This is a genomic window from Thiocapsa rosea, from assembly GCF_003634315.1.
In the GTDB taxonomy this organism is placed as follows: Bacteria; Pseudomonadota; Gammaproteobacteria; order Chromatiales; family Chromatiaceae; genus Thiocapsa; species Thiocapsa rosea.
The window spans coordinates 801648-818709 of sequence record NZ_RBXL01000001.1 but is presented as its reverse complement, the minus strand read 5'-3'; the positions used below and the strand labels follow the sequence as shown (position 1 = coordinate 818709).

Here is a 17062-nt window from a genome sequence, read left to right as displayed (position 1 = left end):
GACGCCCGGAGCAACGGCGCCGAGCAGGCGCGATCAAGCCTTCTGTCGGGTTTGACTCAAGCGAGAAGCCCGCGCACGGCGAAGGCGCTGATCATCATCCCGGTGACGTAGACGCTGACGCCGAGTCCGCTGAACCAGGTCGCACGCTCGCGCGGGCTTTGCAGGAAGCGGATCATGAGCAGCAACTGGATCATCAAAACCACGCCGACCGCGATGGCGTGAGCCGGCTTGTCCCAAGCGAGCAGCAGCGCGATCACGACCGCTTGAGGCACGGCCATCACGATGCTGGCCAGCCGCGCGGCCCCGTCGACGCCGAGCTGAACCGGCAGCGAGCGCACATTCATCTGTTTGTCGCCCTCGATCGCTTTGAAATCGTTGAGCGTCATGATGCCGTGCGCGCCGATGCTGTAGAGCACGGCGAGCGCAAGGATCCGCCAGTCCGGCATGGCGCCGCCGAGCATGACGGCGGCCCCGGTCACCCAGGCCAATCCCTCGTATGAGAATCCGACGGCGAGGTTGCCCCACCAGCCGTTGCCCTTGAGCCGGAACGGCGGTGCGCTGTAGGCCCACGCCAGAGCCATACCGATCAGCGATGCCCCGAAGACCCAGGGTCCGAGCACCCACGCGAGCAGCAGCGAGAGCGTGGTCCAGATGAGTGCGAGATACAGACCCCAGCGCCCCGGGATCCGTCCGGAGGGGATCGGGCGGTTCGGCTCGTTGATGGCGTCCACATGACGGTCGTACCAGTCATTGACGACCTGACTCGTTCCGCACATCAGGGGGCCGGCCAGCAGCACGCCGGCGAGCAAAAGCCACCACTGCTGCAGGACAGGTGCGCCGGAGGACACGACGCCGCAGGCGAAGGCCCACATCGGCGGGAACCAGGTGATGGGATGCGACACTTCCAGGATCGCAGGCATGGACGGATAGGCGGACGGTGCCGCGGGTAACGCGCTTCGATTCATGCCGCTCACTTCTCGGATGGTGCCGATGGCTCGGTTGCTTGGTCTGAAATGCCGTAGCGATCGATTTTGACGTATAGGCTTTGGCGGCTCAAGCCCAGCAGCTCGGCCGCCGAGGCGCGATTGTCTCCGGTCAGCTTCAGTGCAGCCTCGATGCAGAGCCGTTCGATGGTGTCGGTCGACTCGCGCACCAGTTCCTTGAGCGGGACCCGCCCGACGCGATCGGTGAGCTGATCGAGCCAGCGCGGCTGCTCCGGGCTCGTCGGTTGCTCGGCATTGAGCCGGCGCCCGACATCTCGGATAAAGAACCCGAAATAGGGGCGCTCCCCGTTGCGCACCGCTGCGGCGGAGATCTCGATATCGGTCGTGGATCCATACTCGCCGCGCAAGGTGGTCGCGAAGAGCCGGACCGTGTCGTGCTGACGCAGGTTGGCCATCAGTACATTGAGGTCGACGCCCGGACGCCCGAGCCAACGGTCGAGCGACTCGCCTCGCGCCTGTTGCTCAGCGGCGATCTCGGTCAAGGCCAGGAAGGTGTTGTTGGCACTCAACACCCGTCCGTCCGCATCCGTGATGACGACACAGTCCGGCGCGTTCTCGAGCACGCGAAGATAGCGAGCCCGGTTCTCCGGCAGGGTGAAGGTGGCGCTCTCGGCGATGATCGGCGACAGGCGTACGAGCAGAAACGAGAGGTTTTCCTGGCGCAGCAGCGAGGCCGAGACCAAGAACTCCTGCATGCCGTCGGCGAGCTTGGCCCGCACGTCGTCGGCCCGGCCGGCGGCACGGACACCGGCCAGAAGACCATTGATCGACTGTGTGCCTTCGGTGTCGAATCCTTCCGGGAACGGGCGGCCGATGACCCGCGTCGGCGATTCTCCGAGCAGCTGTCCTGCGGCCGGATTCGCCTCGACGACCCGCTGGGTCGGCGCATCAATGATGAGAATGGCCTCCGAGACCATGCGAAACAGCAAGCGATAACGGGTCTCGACCTGGCGGAAACGCCAATAGTCGCGCTCGAGGGCTTGCTGCGCGTCGACGAGCTGCTGTTGCAGTGCGGCCATACCTTGGAGGTTGCGCCCCAGTGCCACGACGCTCGTCCCGAGACGCAAGGCCCGGTACTGGATCGGGATATCGGTCCCGCGAACGGAGGGATGGTTGACTTGTCGCCAACGTGTGACGCGGGAGTCGGATGCCTCGCTGAGCAAGGCTTCGAGGTTCGCGCGGCTCTCCGGCAGCACGGTGGTCAGCCACGGCTGTCCGATCCAGTCCCTGCTGAGCTCGCTCGAAAGATCCTCGCTGCCGAACGAGATGTCGCAGACGATGCCCGCCTGGTCGACCACGACCGCGATGTCGGTTGCGCCTTCGACCAGCGCCGCCGCCGTGTCGGCATCGAGGCTGCCGAACGATTCCTTCGGAGCTCTGAACGGACTCACGACGACCAGACCCTCCAATGCCTCTGGGCGCGCCCGCGCAACCCGATTTCGGTGCCGATAGCGGCTGGCTCGCCGGAGTCTTCCCGCCGGAGCGGTAAGCCCGTCGGTGCCCGATGTCTGCACCATCGCGCCCGACGGCCTCGAGCGCATCGCTCGACGCGGCTTCCGACTTCAGCCGGATCCTGTCTCGTATCGATGATCACACAAAGACCGCTAGCGCTGCTCGGGGGACGACAGTCGTCTTACGAAAACACGCCGAGGCGCGAGGTGCGAACAGCCCAGCCGATCCATTCCGGATCGAACGAGCGCCGCCGTTGTGCGGAGTCCGAGTGGGTGATCTTGCCGCAGCCGGTGTTCACATGCTGCGGGGCGCAGCTGCTGCCGATGGCCATGCAGAAACGCCGGTTCACCACTGTCGGGCTCGCTACCCTATTGTGGTGTCTGGCGCGGGGTTGTCAAGTCAGGTTTACGTAAAGTTTGGTTGACGCATCCCTGAAAGCGGACTAGATTCGTCATATGTAGAACGCGACGACGGATCATACCCTAGTTCGCCCACTGATGAATCATCCTCGAATGCAGCCCCAGCAACGCAGACCGCTTTACACCCCGGAGGAGCGCCTCCGCCGCGATGAGTCCCCGTGGACGCTGGTCCAAGGCATTCTTGCGCCGGTGCAGTTTCTGATCTTCCTCGTGAGTCTCTATCTCGTGCTGCGCTATTTGGCGACAGGCGAGGGGGCGTTCGCCGCAACCGTCTCGATCGTGGTCAAGACGCTGGTGTTGTACGCCATCATGATCACGGGCGCGATCTGGGAGCGCGTCGTCTTCGGGCGCTACCTCTTCGCACCGGCCTTCTTTTGGGAAGACGTGTTCAGCATGCTGGTGCTGGCCCTGCATACGGCCTATCTGATCGCGCTCGCCACCGCTGCGCTCGATACGCAAGGGCTCATGTGGCTGGCGCTGGCGGCGTATGCGGCGTACGTCATCAATGCCGGTCAGTTCTTGATCAAGCTGCGCGCCGCCCGACTCGATCAGGCGCGCGATCAGGCAAAGGATCGCGAGAGCCTCGCGGAGGCGGCCGAATGAGTGGGCAGCCGACGCTCGAACGGGGATCCGCCGCCGGCGATCTGCTTCCGGTCGTCACGCGCGAGCGCGGCCAGCGGCAGGTGTTCTGCGGCCTGGCCGGAATCGTCTGGCTGCACCGCAAGATCCAAGATGCCTTCTTTCTCGTCATCGGCTCGCGCACCTGCGCGCACCTGCTGCAGTCCGCTGCAGGTGTGATGATCTTCGCCGAGCCGCGCTTTGCCACGGCGATCCTGCACGAGCGCGACCTCGCCGGTTTGGCCGACTGCAACGCCGAGCTGGATCGCGTGGTCGCCGAGGTCCTGGAGCGGCGTCCCGATATCGGCACCCTGTTCCTGGTCGGCTCCTGCCCGTCGGAGGTCATCAAGCTCGATCTGGCGAAGGCCGCCGAGCGTCTGTCCGGTGTCTACAGTGGTCGGGTGCGGATCCTCGACTATTCGGCGAGCGGTCTGGAGACCACCTTCACGCAAGGCGAGGATGCTTGTCTGAAGGCGCTGGTGCCCGAGTTGCCGCAGCTGCCGAGCGGCGAGCGCTCGCTCCTGGTCCTCGGGACCTTGCCCGACGTGGTCGAAGATCAATTCGCCCGGCTGTTTGCCGAGCTGGGGATCGGTCCGGTGCACTTCCTGCCGCCGCGCCGGACCACCGCGTTTCCTCCCCTGGGCAGCGGGACCAAGATCCTGCTGGCCCAGCCCTTTTTAGGGGAAACGGCGCGGGCCTGTGAGGCGCGGGGGGCACGTCTGCTGTCCGCGCCCTATCCCTTCGGGATCGAAGGCACGCTCGGCTGGCTGCGCGCGGCGACCGAGGCATGGGGCGTGACGGGCGAGGTGCTCGACGCCGTCACGGCGCCTGCGATCGCGCGGGCCCAACGCGGACTTGCGCATCATCGCGAGTCTCTCGAAGGCAAGCGCATCAGCTTTCTCCCGGATTCGCAGCTTGAAATCCCGCTCGCGCGCTTCCTGCAGCGCGAATGCGGCATGGAGCTGGTCGAGGTCGGTACACCCTTCCTCGATCGTCAGCTCATGGCCGAGGAGATGCGCCTCTTGCCGGAAGGCGTGCGCCTCACCGAGGGCCAAGATCTCGAGCGTCAGCTCGATCGTCTGCGCGCGGATCGCCCCGACCTCACGGTCTGCGGTCTGGGCCTGGCCAATCCGCTGGAGTCCGAGGGTCTGCGGACCAAGTGGTCCATCGAGCTGGTGTTCACGCCGGTCCATGGCTTCGATCAGGCCGCCGATCTTGCCGAACTCTTCGCGCGGCCGCTGCGGCGTGCCGCCTTGTTGCGGGTCTGACGCGATGCAGCTCACTCTCTGGACATACGAAGGACCACCGCACATCGGCGCCATGCGCGTCGTTGCCTCCATGCAAGGCGTGCATCTGGTCCTGCATGCGCCTCAGGGCGACACCTACGCGGATCTGCTCTTCACCATGATCGAGCGGCGCGGCACACGTCCGCCCGTGTCCTACACGACCTTCCAGGCGCGCGAGCTCGGCAGCGATACCGCGGAGCTGGTCAAGAACTGCGTCGGCGAGGCCTTCGAGCGTTTCAAACCGCGCGTGCTCTTGGTCGGCGAGGCTTGTACGGCCGAGTTGATCCAGGATCAGCCCGGTGCGCTGGCCCGTGGGATGGGTCTGCCGGTGCCGGTCCTGTCGCTCGAGCTGCCTGCCTATGCGCGCAAGGAGTGCTGGGGCGCAAACGAGACCTTCTATCAACTGGTCCGCGGTCTGCTCAAGCCCCGCGTCCCGGAAGCGGGGCGTCATCCCGAGCCGAGACCGGCCGATCGGTGCCCGCGTGCGAATCTGCTCGGCCCGACGGCGCTGGGTTTTCGCTGCCGCGACGATGTCGAAGAGGTCACCCGGCTGCTCGCCTCGGTCGGCGTGGATGTTCATGTCGTCGCGCCCTTGGGTGCCACCCCCGAGGATCTGCTCCGGATCCCCGAGGCGGATTTCAACGTGTGTCTCTATCCCGAGACGGCAGATCAGACCTGCCTGTGGCTGGAGCGCATGTTCGGTCAGCCGACGGTGAAGACGGTGCCGATCGGCATCGGCGCGACGCGTGATTTTCTCGACGAGGTCGGGCGCATCGCAGGGATCGACGTGACTGATGCCAAGTCGCCGATTTCGTCTAGAATGCCCTGGTACTCGCGGTCGGTGGATTCGACCTACCTGACCGGCAAGCGTGTGTTCATCTTCGCCGACGCCACCCACGCGGTCGCGGCGGCGCGGATGTGTGCCGAAGAGTTGGGCTTCATGGTCGTCGGCATCGGGACCTATGCCCGCGAGTTTGCGCGTGACGTTCGGGAATGCGCGAAACGCTACGGGGTCGAGCCGCTGATCACGGACGATTATCTCGAGGTCGAGAAACGGGCGGCAGAGCTTCAGCCCGAGCTGATGTTGGGCACCCAGATGGAGCGCCACATCGCCAAGCGTTTGGGTATCCCGTGCGCGGTCATCTCGGCGCCCGTGCATGTACAGGATTTTCCGGCGCGGTATGCGCCGCAGATGGGTTTCGAAGGTGCGAACGTGATGTTCGACACCTGGGTCCACCCCTTGATGATGGGGCTCGAGGAGCATCTCATCACCATGTTCCGGGAGGACTTCGAGTTTCACGATGCGGCGACACCGTCGCATCTCGGATCACGGGTCGGAGCGAGTCGGCCGACCGAGGCCGGTTCGCAAGCCGTGGCCGAATCGGCGGATTCGCCGATGCAGGCCGATGCTTCCACCATCATTTGGGCAGCGGAAGCCGAGCAGGAGCTGAAAAAGATCCCTTTCTTCGTGCGCGGCAAGGCGCGTCGGAATACCGAGCGCTTCGCGGCGGAACAGGGCATCCAGACCATCACTGTGGAGACGCTCTACGATGCCAAAGCGCACTTCGGCCGCTGACAAGCGCGCCCCGACCACGGACATCACCCCCGTCCGCGTGGTCATTGTGAATCTCGACGGGCACCTCGCCGGTACGACCGAGCGGGCGCGTCCGTCATTGCAGCGTGAGCTGCCCGGTCTGCAGCTGACGCTGCATGCCGCCACCGAATGGGCCGATTCCCCGGAGCTGCTCGAGCGTTGTCGCGAGGACATCGCCCGCGGCGACATCATCATGATCACCATGCTGGTCATGGAGGAGCACTTCAAACCCATCCTGCCCGCGCTCGCCGCCCGTCGTGACGACTGCGATGCCATGATCGTCTGCATGTCGGCCGGCGAGCTGATGAAGATGACGCGGCTCGGCGGATTTAAGATGGACGGCTCCCCGGGCGGTCCGATGGCGCTGCTCAAGCGTCTGCGCGGCGGCAAGGAGAAGAAGCAGAGCGCGGGCGCCCAGCAGATGTCGATGCTGCGACGCATCCCCAAGCTGCTGCGCTTCATACCGGGCACCGCCCAGGATGTGCGCGCCTACTTCCTGACGCTTCAGTATTGGCTGGCCGGCTCGGACGAGAATCTGGGCAACATGATCCGGTTCCTGGTCGACCGCTATGCCGACGGCCCGAGGCGCCATCTGCGCGGGACCATCAAGGCCGCGCCGCCCGTCGAGTACCCGGACGTCGGGCTCTATCATCCGAAGATGAAGGGCCGGATCTCCGATCAGCTCGCGAGCCTGCCGCCCGTGAACGGCCGCCCCGTCGGTCGCGTCGGTCTGCTGCTCATGCGCTCGTACGTGCTGGCAGGCAACGCCGCCCACTACAACGGTGTGATCGAGGCGCTGGAGTCGCGCGGTCTGCAGGTCATCCCCGCCTTCGCGAGCGGTCTGGACGCGCGCCCGGCGATCGAGCGGTTCTTCCTGAAGGACGGCAAGGCGACGGTCGATGCGGTCATCTCGCTCACCGGATTCTCCTTGGTGGGCGGGCCGGCCTACAACGACTCCAAGGCCGCCGAAGAGATCCTGACCAAGCTGGACGTGCCTTATCTGTCCACCCTGGCGGTCGAGTTCCAGCATGTGGACCAATGGGAGGCATCGAGCCAAGGTCTGCTCGCGGTCGAGGCGACCATGATGGTCGCCATCCCCGAGCTGGACGGCGCGACCGGCTCCATGGTCTACGGCGGTCGCAGCGGCGGCGGCTCGGGCGACGGTGCACGCGACATGCAGTCGCACACCGAGCGCGCGCAACGTCTGGCCTCGCGCGTGGAGCGTCTGGTGCGTCTGCGTCGTGCCAAGCGCGCCGAGCGCAAGGTCGCCATCGTGCTGTTCAACTTCCCGCCGAACGCCGGCAACACCGGCACGGCCGCCTATCTGTCGGTCTTCGCCTCGCTGTATCACACGCTCAAGACGATGCATGCGGAAGGCTACAAGGTCGATGTGCCCAAAGACGTCGACGCGCTGCGCGAGCAGATCGTCAACGGCAACTCCGGGCGCTTCGGTTCCCACGCGAACGTCCATGTCCGCATCCCGGTCGACGATCATGTCCGGCGCGAGCCGTGGTTGGCCGAGATCGAGGCGCAATGGGGCTCGGCACCGGGCAAGCAGCAGACCGACGGTGGCTCGCTGTTCGTGCTCGGCGCCCAGTTCGGCAACGTCTTTGTCGGCATCCAGCCCGCGTTCGGCTACGAGGGCGACCCGATGCGGTTGCTCTTCGAGAAGGGCTTTACCCCGACCCATGCCTTCTCGGCCTTCTATCGCTGGATCCGCGACGACTTCGGCGCCCATGCGGTGCTGCACTTCGGAACCCATGGCGCATTGGAGTTTATGCCCGGCAAACAGGCCGGTCTGTCCGGTGCCTGCTGGCCGGATCGACTGATCACGGATCTGCCCAACGTCTATCTCTACGCCTCGAACAATCCGTCCGAGGGCACGATCGCCAAGCGGCGCGCAGCGGCGACCCTGATCAGCTACATCACGCCCCCGATCGCCCACGCCGGGCTCTATAAGGGTCTGATCGATCTGAAGGGCTCGATGGAGCGCATGCGCGGTCTGCCCCCCGAGGAGAAAGACGAGCGCGCCGAGCTGGCCGTGCTGATTCAGGCCCAGGCCGCCGAGCTTGATCTGGCGGAGCTTGAGCCGACGTGGACCGATGATGCGGAAAGCCGCATTGCCAAGCTGCATGACAAGGTTCTGGAGCTCGAATACACCCTGATCCCGCACGGACTGCACGTCGTCGGCGAGGCACCGAGCGAAGAGGAGCGGCTCGATCTGCTGCTCGCGGTCGCCGAGGCGTCCAAGGACATGCACCCGACGCGCGCCGCCATCGAGGCGCTGGTTGCGGGCAAGACTCCGGAAAAGGCACTCAAGGCCGGCGGGATGGCCACCTCTCACGAGAACGTCGAGCTGTTCCGCGAGCTGGCCGAGACCGACCGACTTCTGGTTCAGGACACCGAGACGCCGGCCATCCTGCATGCGCTCGACGGTGGCTTTATCCCACCGGCACCGGGCGGCGATCTGCTGCGTACCCCGGCGATCCTCCCGACCGGGCGCAACCTGCACGGTTTCGACCCCTTCCGTCTGCCGAGCACCTACGCGGTCAAGGACGGGGCGCGCCAGGCCCAGCGTCTGATCGAGCGTCACCTGTCGGAGGAGGGCAACAGCTTCCCGGAGACCATCGCGCTCGTGCTTTGGGGGACCGACAACCTCAAGACCGAGGGCGGACCGATCGGGCAGGCCCTGTCGCTGCTCGGCGCGCTCCCGCGTTTCGACAACTACGGTCGTCTGGCCGGCGCGACCCTGATCCCGCTCGAAGAGCTGGGCCGTCCGCGTGTCGACGTGGTCATGACGCTCTCGGGCATCTTCCGCGATCTACTGCCGCTGCAGACCCGTCTGCTGGCCGAGGCTGCCTTCCTTGCAGCCCAGGCCGACGAGCCGCTCGAGCAGAACTTCGTGCGCAAGCATGCTCTGGCCTACCAAGAGGCGCAGGGTTGCGATCTCGAGACAGCCTCGCTGCGTGTCTTCAGTAATGCCGACGGGGCCTACGGCGCCAACGTCAACTACCTGGTCGACAGCAGCAACTGGGACGGCGAGGACGAGCTGGCCGAGACCTACACGCGTCGCAAGTGCTTCGCCTACGGGCGTTCCGGTCAGCCGGTGCGTCAGGCCGAGCTGCTCAAGAGCGTGCTCTCCACCGTCCAGTTGGCCTATCAGAACCTCGACTCGGTCGAGCTGGGCGTGACCACCGTCGACCATTATTTCGACACCCTCGGCGGGATCACCCGCGCGGTAGGTCGCTTCAAGGGCGACGACGTCCCCGTCTATATCGGCGATCAAACCCGCGGCGACGGTGTCGTTCGCACCCTGGCCGAGCAGGTCGCGCTCGAAACGCGCACTCGCATGCTCAATCCTAAGTGGTACGAGGGCATGCTCAAGCACGGCTACGAAGGCGTGCGCCAGATCGAGGTCCATGTCACCAACACCATGGGGTGGTCGGCCACAACCGGGCAGGTCGCGCCCTGGGTCTATCAGCAGCTCACCGAGACCTACGTGCTCGATGAAGAGATGCGCAACCGTCTGGCGCAGCTCAACCCGACGGCATCGGCCAAGGTCGCGAACCGTCTGATCGAGGCCCACGAGCGTAACTACTGGTCGCCCGATGCGGCCACGCTCGAGGCGCTGCGTCTGGCCGGCGAGGAGCTTGAAGACCGTCTTGAAGGCATTGTCGAGGAGGCCGCTGCGTGACGATCCAAGAGATCCCGGCCGGCATGCTCGGCGACTTCACACGGCACCCGGACGGCGAGGGCAGCGTCCAGGTCCAGCTCGATCCGGATATCCGGATCGATACAGCCAAAGTCTTTGCCGTCTACGGCAAGGGCGGTATCGGCAAGAGCACGACCTCGTCGAACCTGTCGGTCGCTTTTTCCAAGCTCGGCAAGCGCGTCCTGCAGATCGGCTGTGACCCGAAGCACGACTCGACCTTTACGCTGACCAAGTGCCTGGTTCCGACGGTGATCGACATCCTCGAATCCGTGGACTTCCATGCCGAGGAGCTGCGCCCGAGCGACTATGTCTATGAGGGCTACAACGGCGTGATGTGCGTGGAGGCGGGTGGTCCGCCGGCCGGCACCGGCTGCGGCGGCTATGTGGTCGGCCAGACCGTGAAGCTGCTCAAGCAGCATCACCTGCTGGAAGACACCGACGTGGTGGTCTTCGACGTGCTCGGCGACGTCGTCTGCGGGGGGTTTGCCGCGCCGCTGCAACATGCCGAGCGTGCGCTGATCGTCACCGCCAACGACTTCGACTCGATCTTCGCGATGAACCGCATCGCGGCGGCGATCCAGGCCAAGGCCAAGCATTACGGCGTGCGCATCGGCGGCGTCATCGCCAACCGCAGCGTGAATACCGACGAGATCGACCGTTTCAACGATGCGGTGGGTCTGAAGCGGCTTGCCCATCTGCCTGACCTGGACGTCATCCGGCGCAGTCGTCTGAAGAAGTCGACCCTGTTCGAGATGGACGACGCAGACGGACTCGAGCATGCCAAGTCCGAGTATCTTCGCCTTGCCCAGATGCTGTGGGACGGGGTCGAGCCATTGGACGCGCAGCCCATGCGCGACCGCGATATCTTTGATTTTCTGGGGTTCGATTGATGGCCAACGGCTCGTATCAAGAGCGCCGCGAAGAGATCGAAACCTATTTCGATCGCACCGCGGCCGACGCCTGGCGCAAGCTGACATCCGACGTGAAGGTCAGCCGCATCCGGGCGACCGTGCGCGCCGGCCGCGACGACATGCGGGCGACCCTGTTGAATTGGCTGCCCGCCGATTTGACGGGTAAACGTCTGCTCGACGCCGGTTGCGGGACGGGTGCCTTGGCCTTCGAGGCGGCACGCCGCGGTGCGGAGGTCGTCGCCATCGACGTCGCACCGACCCTGATCCAGATCGCGCAGGAGCGTACCCCGAAGGACCTCGGTCCAGGGTCGGTCCATTTCGAGGCCGGCGACATGCTCGACCCGGCGCACGGCCGATTCGATCATGTGGTCGCCATGGATTCCTTGATCCATTACGTTCCGGCGGATGTGGTGAAGGTGTTGGCCGGGCTGGCCGCACGAACCGGCGGCTCGATCCTCTTCACCTTCGCACCCAAGACGCCCGCGCTGGCCGTGATGCACGCCGTCGGGCAGCTCTTTCCGCGCGGCAACCGTTCGCCTGCGATCGTGCCGGTCGGACCGGATCGGCTGCGAGCACTCTTGGCCGGCGATCCGGCCCTCGCGGGCTGGCATCCGCAGCGGACCCGGCGGATCGCCGTCGGTTTTTATACCTCGCAGGCGCTGGAGCTGGTGCCTGCGTGAGCAGTCGCGTGTGGTGTTTCGAGACTGCCGTTCGTGCGCCCATGCGTATGGCTCCGCTGCCTGTTGCGGCGCGGCGCTCGGGTGTCGTCTCGGGCCGGCAAGTTCCGGTCCTTTCACTGGCTAGGGGGGCGTCTATCACATCGAGATCCAGAGCATATTTCCCCGCGTTGGCCGCCATTGATCCGCTCGTCGCTCCCCCGAACGAACCCGGTCATCGGCAGTTATCGCGCTTCGGCCTAACCGGTTCTCGCGGTTAGTCTTTCGTCCTACGGAGGTCACCTCATGACAGCAGCCATCACCAGCTATATCGACGTCGCCCAGATCGTTCTCTATGTCTTCTGGTTCTTCTTCGCCGGGCTTGTCTTCTATTTGCATCGCGAGAACAAGCGGGAAGGCTATCCGCTCGAGTCCACGCGTGGCGGTAAGGTCAAGATCGAAGGTTTCCCGTCCATGCCGAAGCCGAAGACCTATGTGCTTCCGCACAACGGCGGAAGCTTCTCCGTGCCGCGTGTCGAGGCCGCAGAGAAGATCAATGCCACGCCGGCTCAGCCGGGCGCGGGCTCGCCGCTCATCCCGAACGGCGATCCGATGCTGTCCGGTTTCGGTCCGTCCGCTTCCCCGGATCGCGCAAAGCACCCGGATCTGACCTTCGAGGGCGCGCCCAAGATCGTCCCGCTGCGCGTCGCCACCGATTTCTCGATCGCCGAGAAGGATCCGGATCCGCGCGGTATGACGGTTGTCGGATTCGACGGGGAAGTCGGCGGAACCGTGACCGACGTCTGGGTCGATCGTTCCGAGCCGCAGATCCGGTATCTCGAGGTGAAGGTCGCGAAAGGCGGTAAGCAGGTCCTGCTGCCGATCAACTTCACGCGCTTCGACAAGAAAAACCGCAAGGTCAATGTCAAGTCGATCGCCGGCAAGCACTTCGCGAACGTGCCGGGTCTGGCCAAGCCCGATCAGGTCACCCTCTACGAAGAGGACAAGGTCTGCGCATACTATGCCGGTGGCCAACTTTACGCAGCTGCGGATCGGTCTGAGCCTCTGCTGTGAGAGAGTATGAGTCCGAGCCCATTCGGGGCTTGCCCGAGCATCTTCCTCCCGGCGAGGAGATGCTCTGGCAGGGCGCGCCGCGCTGGACCGCGTTGGCGCGGCGCGCCTTTCATGTTCGGAAGGTCGCCGTCTATTTCGCCATCATTCTGGTCTGGCGGATCTTCGCGGATCTCTCCGCGGGGGAGACCGCGGCTGAGGTCGTGGTCGGTGCGCTCTGGATCCTGGCCCTCGGCGTCGTCTCGATCGGCGGCCTTGTGCTGCTTGCTTGGGCGATGGCGAGGTCTACGGTCTACACCATCACGACGCGCCGCTTGGTGATGCGTTTCGGTGTCGCACTGCCGATGATCGTGAACTTTCCGTTTGCTCAGATCCATTCCGCGCAAATGAAACGCCATAGCGACGATACCGGCGACATCCCCATCATCCTGGTGGCGTCCACGCGTACGTCCTATACGGTCATGTGGCCGCATGTTCGCCCCTGGCATTTCGCCAAACCGCAGCCGATGCTCCGGGCCATTCCCGATGTGGGTCGGGTCGCCGAGATCCTCTCGGATGCCCTCAACCGCTATCTGGCCCAGACCGAAACGGGCGCTGCGCATGCCGAGGCGGGCTCGGACGATCGCGCCGGATCCGACCCTGCTCCGACATCCTGAAGAAGAGGTTGAATCTTGACTGAATTGCATGATCGTCCGTTCCCGCGGGGCATGCTCATCGCGGTTGCCTTGCTGATCGGTTTCACGATCCTGGCGGTCGCTGTCGCTCGGCTGACCGGCTTCGATCCGAGCCAGGCTCCCGTCTCACCCGAGGTTGCGGTTCGCGATCTGAGTTTCGTCGAGGTCGGCCAGGGCGACCTGGCGGTCTACGATGCCGAGTCCGGGGTGCTGCTGGAAACGCTCCCTCCGGGTGAGGACGGGTTCATTCGAGGGGTGCTTCGCACCTTGGAGCGCGAGCGTCGGATGCACGGCGTCGCTCTGAATGGGCCCTATCGGCTGAGCCTTCGCGAGAACGGTCGTTTTACGTTGGAGGATCAAACGACCGACTTCTTTATCGACCTCAGGGCATTCGGCCCGACGAACGAAGTCGCCGTCGGTCGATTCCTATCGGCACAGCCATCGCCTCAGTGAGATTGCGGCCGGGCAGGGGGGCGAGCGCTGCCCTCTGCCCGGCTGCCGTCGCGACGACACGAAGAATGCTCGTGCGGCGTCTCGCCTGTTATTATCCGACTCCCCGACCTCGATATTCCGCGTCCGCGGGATCTGCTCCTACCGAGCGACACGTCGGTCGATCCTCGACCCGGCGATGGCGAGGTCTTTCGCTGCAGGGCAGGGGTGATCTCGGAAGGAGAGGTCTTCCGATCGCCGTCGGCCAGAGAATAGGGCGCATTTCATGCTCGAATATGGTTACCCCGTTCTTTTCGCGCTCGGGCTCTGGTGGTTCAGCACGGGTGTCGTGCTCTATTTGGACAATTTGCCGGGTCGCACCTTCGGTTGGACGATGCTCGGCGGCTCCGCGGTGCTTGCGTTTGCCGTCTTTGCGCTCGTCGTCAGCAGTACCTCAACCTCTCTGAGCGCCGCCTACATTGCCTTTACCTCCGGCGTGATGGTTTGGGGTGTCTTGGAGATGAGCTATTTCACCGGTCTTCTGACCGGGCCGCGCAAGACGCCGTGCCCGCCCGGTTGTGCGGCCTGGAAGCGCTTCGGTCTGGCCATTCTGACCAGCCTCTATCATGAGTTTGCGGTCCTCTCGGCGGTGGCCTTCCTGGTCTTGATCACATGGGGCGAGCCCAATCAGGTCGGAACCTGGACCTTCGTCGTTCTCTGGCTGATGCGCTGGAGCGCAAAACTCAATCTCTTTCTGGGTGTTCCCAATCTGAACGACTGGCTGCCCGAGCATCTGGCGTACCTGAAGTCCTACATGCCCAAGCGGAGCATGAACCTCTTGTTTCCGATCTCGGTGACCCTGGCCACCCTGATCGTGGTTCTGATGGTGTCTCGGGCGCTGAGTCCGGGTGCGAGCGAGTTCGAGGTCGTGAGCCTGATCCTGGTGGCGAGCCTTTTGGGTCTGGGGATCCTCGAGCACTGGTTCCTCGTGCTTCCCGTGCCGGACGAAAGGCTCTGGGCCTGGGCGCTGCCGCCGCGCGACGCCGACGGGGAGCCGGGTGGGGAGCGCGGCCAGGGGGGATCGCCTTCCGATGGATCGACCCGCAGAATGGCGGCCTCCCGAGAGGCGTCGGTCCAGCAGGCGGTCTCGGCGTCACCCGGTCGTTCGGTCGGGGGTGGTCGAGGCGGGGCACCGATCACGGAGATTCCTTGAGCGCTTTGATCCGAGCCCGAGACTCGGCTAGGCTTACAAGGATGTTGGCCACGGCGGCTGTCGGAAAGACGATGTCGTAGCGCCCGGCGCGGTTGACGCGAATCATATCGAGATGCTCGGGAATCAGCTAAGGTATGAAGCAATGCGCGCCCGGACGGCGCGATTACGAAACGACCCGATTCGGAAACGTTCGAGCTCTAGGCCAACGCATCGCGGAGGCACTGCGTCCCGGTGTCCTCGCGTCTCGGTGTGATTGCCGGTGTCGCTGGCTCGACGAGTTCGGCTTCGCCCGAGATCGGACTAATGCGGTCAGGCTTGAATGGCCGTTTGCCGTTCGACCCGTTCCTGAGGAATTCTCATGCGTATATTGATGATCCAGCCGAACTATCACTGTGGTGGTGCGGAAATCGCGGGAAACTGGCCACCCGGTTGGGTTGCCTATATCGGCGGTGCGCTCAAGCACGCGGGCATGACGAACATCCGGTTCATCGATGCCATGACCTATGATATTCCGGACGACAAGCTGCGCGAGATCATCCGGGTCAACCAGCCCGACGTCGTTCTGGCGACCGCCATCACCCCGCAGATCTACAAGGCGCAGACCACGCTGCAGATCGCCAAAGAGGTGCTCCCGGACTGCGTCACCGTGCTCGGCGGCATCCATCCGACCTTTATGTACACCCAGGTGTTCAGCGAGGCGCCCTGGATCGACTACATCGTGCGCGGCGAGGGCGAGGAGATCGCGGTTGCGCTCCTGCAGTCCATCGAGGCAGGCACGCATCGGCAAGACCGCAAGCGTATCTGGGGTATCGCCTATATCGACGACGACGGCCAGGTTGTCGCGACCCCGGCGCGTCCGGTCATCGAGGATCTGGATACCCTGACGCCGGATTGGTCGCTTCTCGACTGGGACAAATACATCTACACCCCGCTCAACTGCCGGGTTGCCGTCCCGAACTTTGCGCGCGGTTGTCCGTTTACGTGCCGGTTTTGCTCGCAGTGGAAGTTCTGGCGCAAATATCGTCATCGCGATCCGAAGAAGTTTGTCGACGAGATCGAGACCCTGGTTCGTGACTACAACGTCGGCTTCATGATCCTCGCCGACGAAGAGCCGACGATCTTCCAGAAGAAGTTCGTCGCACTCTGCGAGGAGTTGATCAAGCGCGATCTCCCGCTCCACTGGGGTATCAACACCCGCGTAACCGACATCATGCGCGACCGCGACCTGCTGCCCTTGTACCGCAAGGCGGGTCTGGTCCATGTCTCGCTCGGCACCGAGGCGGTGTCGCAGTTGAACCTCGACACCTTCCGCAAGCAGACCACGGTCGAGCAGAACAAGCTCGCAGTCAAGCTCCTGCAGCAGGCCGGAATCGTCGCCGAGGTCCAGTTCATCATGGGTCTCGAGAACGAGACGCCCGAGACCATCGAGGAGACCTACAAGCTCGCCCAGGATTGGAAGCCCGACATGGCGAACTGGAACATGTACACGCCATGGCCCTTCGCGGAGCTGTTCGAAGAGTTGGGCGACCGGGTGGAGGTTCGCGACTACTCCAAGTACAATTTCGTGACGCCGATCATGAAGCCCGAGGCGATGACGCGCGAGCAGGTGCTCAAGGGCGTGCTGAAGAACTATGCGCGCTTCTATATGCGCAAGAGCTTCTTGGAGTATCCTTGGATCAAGGACAAGTTCCGCAGGCGTTACATGCTCGGCTGCCTCAAGGCCTTCGCCAAGACGACCGCGTCGAAGAAGTTCTACGATCTCGAGCGGCTCAAGATGAAGGGGATGTCGGCCGAGGTGGATTTGGGCTTCGATGCATCCAAGGTTCTGACTGCCGACGAGATCGCGCAGTTGAAGCGGGATCGTCCCGAGCTGTCCGCAGATATGAATTTCAAAGGAACGCCCGTCAAGGTCGTGGCATGCGGTGCACCGGACGATCTGCAGGTCTCGGAATCGGATCTGCCGGTCAAGGTCGCCGTCTCCAAGCCCAAGATGACGGCAGTCCAACCTGACTAACCGGGTTCA

Annotated in this window: 15 protein-coding genes; 11 read left to right on the top strand and 4 right to left on the bottom strand. The window is 64.4% G+C overall.

Annotation, left to right across the window (positions count from 1 at the left end):
• Window positions 1-56: 56 nt before the first annotated feature.
• From chlG to BDD21_RS27715, 3 genes are all read right to left on the bottom strand, one after another.
• A complete protein-coding gene (gene chlG / locus BDD21_RS03655; RefSeq protein WP_120795985.1) occupies window positions 57-965 on the bottom strand; it encodes a chlorophyll synthase ChlG in 909 nt (302 codons plus the stop codon).
• Between the two features lie 5 nt (window positions 966-970).
• Window positions 971-2395, bottom strand: coding sequence for a transcriptional regulator PpsR (gene ppsR / locus BDD21_RS03650; RefSeq protein ID WP_120799728.1), 1425 nt, complete (start codon window positions 2393-2395; stop codon window positions 971-973).
• A 242-nt stretch (window positions 2396-2637) separates the two neighbouring features.
• Entirely contained in the window at window positions 2638-2787 is a 150-nt protein-coding gene (locus BDD21_RS27715) for a hypothetical protein (protein ID WP_170164678.1), read from the bottom strand.
• A 181-nt stretch (window positions 2788-2968) separates the two neighbouring features.
• Between BDD21_RS27715 and bchF the strand changes: the two genes are divergently transcribed.
• From bchF to puhE, 10 genes are all read left to right on the top strand, one after another.
• Entirely contained in the window at window positions 2969-3478 is a 510-nt protein-coding gene (bchF, locus tag BDD21_RS03645; protein ID WP_120799727.1) for a 2-vinyl bacteriochlorophyllide hydratase, read from the top strand.
• The gene (locus BDD21_RS03640; protein ID WP_120795984.1) at window positions 3475-4761 is read left to right on the top strand and encodes a ferredoxin:protochlorophyllide reductase (ATP-dependent) subunit N; all 1287 of its coding nucleotides are present in this window, start codon (window positions 3475-3477) and stop codon (window positions 4759-4761) included. Before bchF ends, BDD21_RS03640 begins: the two co-directional genes overlap by 4 nt.
• A gap of 4 nt (window positions 4762-4765) precedes the next feature.
• Window positions 4766-6355 (top strand): ferredoxin:protochlorophyllide reductase (ATP-dependent) subunit B, encoded by a 1590-nt coding sequence (gene bchB / locus BDD21_RS03635; protein WP_120795983.1) that lies wholly within the window; start codon window positions 4766-4768, stop codon window positions 6353-6355.
• Entirely contained in the window at window positions 6330-10067 is a 3738-nt protein-coding gene (locus BDD21_RS03630) for a magnesium chelatase subunit H (protein ID WP_120795982.1), read from the top strand. Before bchB ends, BDD21_RS03630 begins: the two co-directional genes overlap by 26 nt.
• On the top strand, window positions 10064-10975 hold the full coding sequence (gene bchL / locus BDD21_RS03625) for a ferredoxin:protochlorophyllide reductase (ATP-dependent) iron-sulfur ATP-binding protein (RefSeq protein ID WP_425470208.1): 912 nt from the start codon (window positions 10064-10066) through the stop codon (window positions 10973-10975). Before BDD21_RS03630 ends, bchL begins: the two co-directional genes overlap by 4 nt.
• Window positions 10975-11676 carry a magnesium protoporphyrin IX methyltransferase gene (gene bchM / locus BDD21_RS03620; RefSeq protein WP_120795981.1) on the top strand — a complete coding sequence of 234 codons (702 nt, stop codon included), beginning with the start codon at window positions 10975-10977 and terminating at the stop codon, window positions 11674-11676. The genes bchL and bchM overlap by 1 nt, the downstream gene beginning before the upstream one ends.
• 282 nt (window positions 11677-11958) lie before the next feature.
• Complete coding sequence (gene puhA, locus BDD21_RS03615) at window positions 11959-12726, top strand: photosynthetic reaction center subunit H (protein ID WP_120795980.1); 768 nt, start codon at window positions 11959-11961, stop codon at window positions 12724-12726.
• Complete coding sequence (puhB, locus tag BDD21_RS03610) at window positions 12723-13379, top strand: photosynthetic complex putative assembly protein PuhB (protein WP_120795979.1); 657 nt, start codon at window positions 12723-12725, stop codon at window positions 13377-13379. The genes puhA and puhB overlap by 4 nt, the downstream gene beginning before the upstream one ends.
• A 15-nt stretch (window positions 13380-13394) precedes the next feature.
• A complete protein-coding gene (puhC, locus tag BDD21_RS03605; RefSeq protein WP_120795978.1) occupies window positions 13395-13850 on the top strand; it encodes a photosynthetic complex assembly protein PuhC in 456 nt (151 codons plus the stop codon).
• Between the two features lie 262 nt (window positions 13851-14112).
• A complete protein-coding gene (puhE, locus tag BDD21_RS03600; RefSeq protein WP_120795977.1) occupies window positions 14113-15039 on the top strand; it encodes a putative photosynthetic complex assembly protein PuhE in 927 nt (308 codons plus the stop codon).
• Here the strand turns inward: puhE and BDD21_RS29000 are convergent.
• Window positions 15023-15145 (bottom strand): hypothetical protein, encoded by a 123-nt coding sequence (locus tag BDD21_RS29000; protein ID WP_281269126.1) that lies wholly within the window; start codon window positions 15143-15145, stop codon window positions 15023-15025. The genes puhE and BDD21_RS29000 overlap by 17 nt on opposite strands.
• Window positions 15146-15397: 252 nt before the next feature.
• Here BDD21_RS29000 and bchE point away from each other — a divergent pair, with 252 nt between their 5' ends.
• Window positions 15398-17053, top strand: a complete 1656-nt coding sequence (gene bchE / locus BDD21_RS03595) for a magnesium-protoporphyrin IX monomethyl ester anaerobic oxidative cyclase (RefSeq protein ID WP_120795976.1) — start codon at window positions 15398-15400, stop codon at window positions 17051-17053.
• The last annotated feature ends 9 nt before the right edge of the window (window positions 17054-17062 follow it).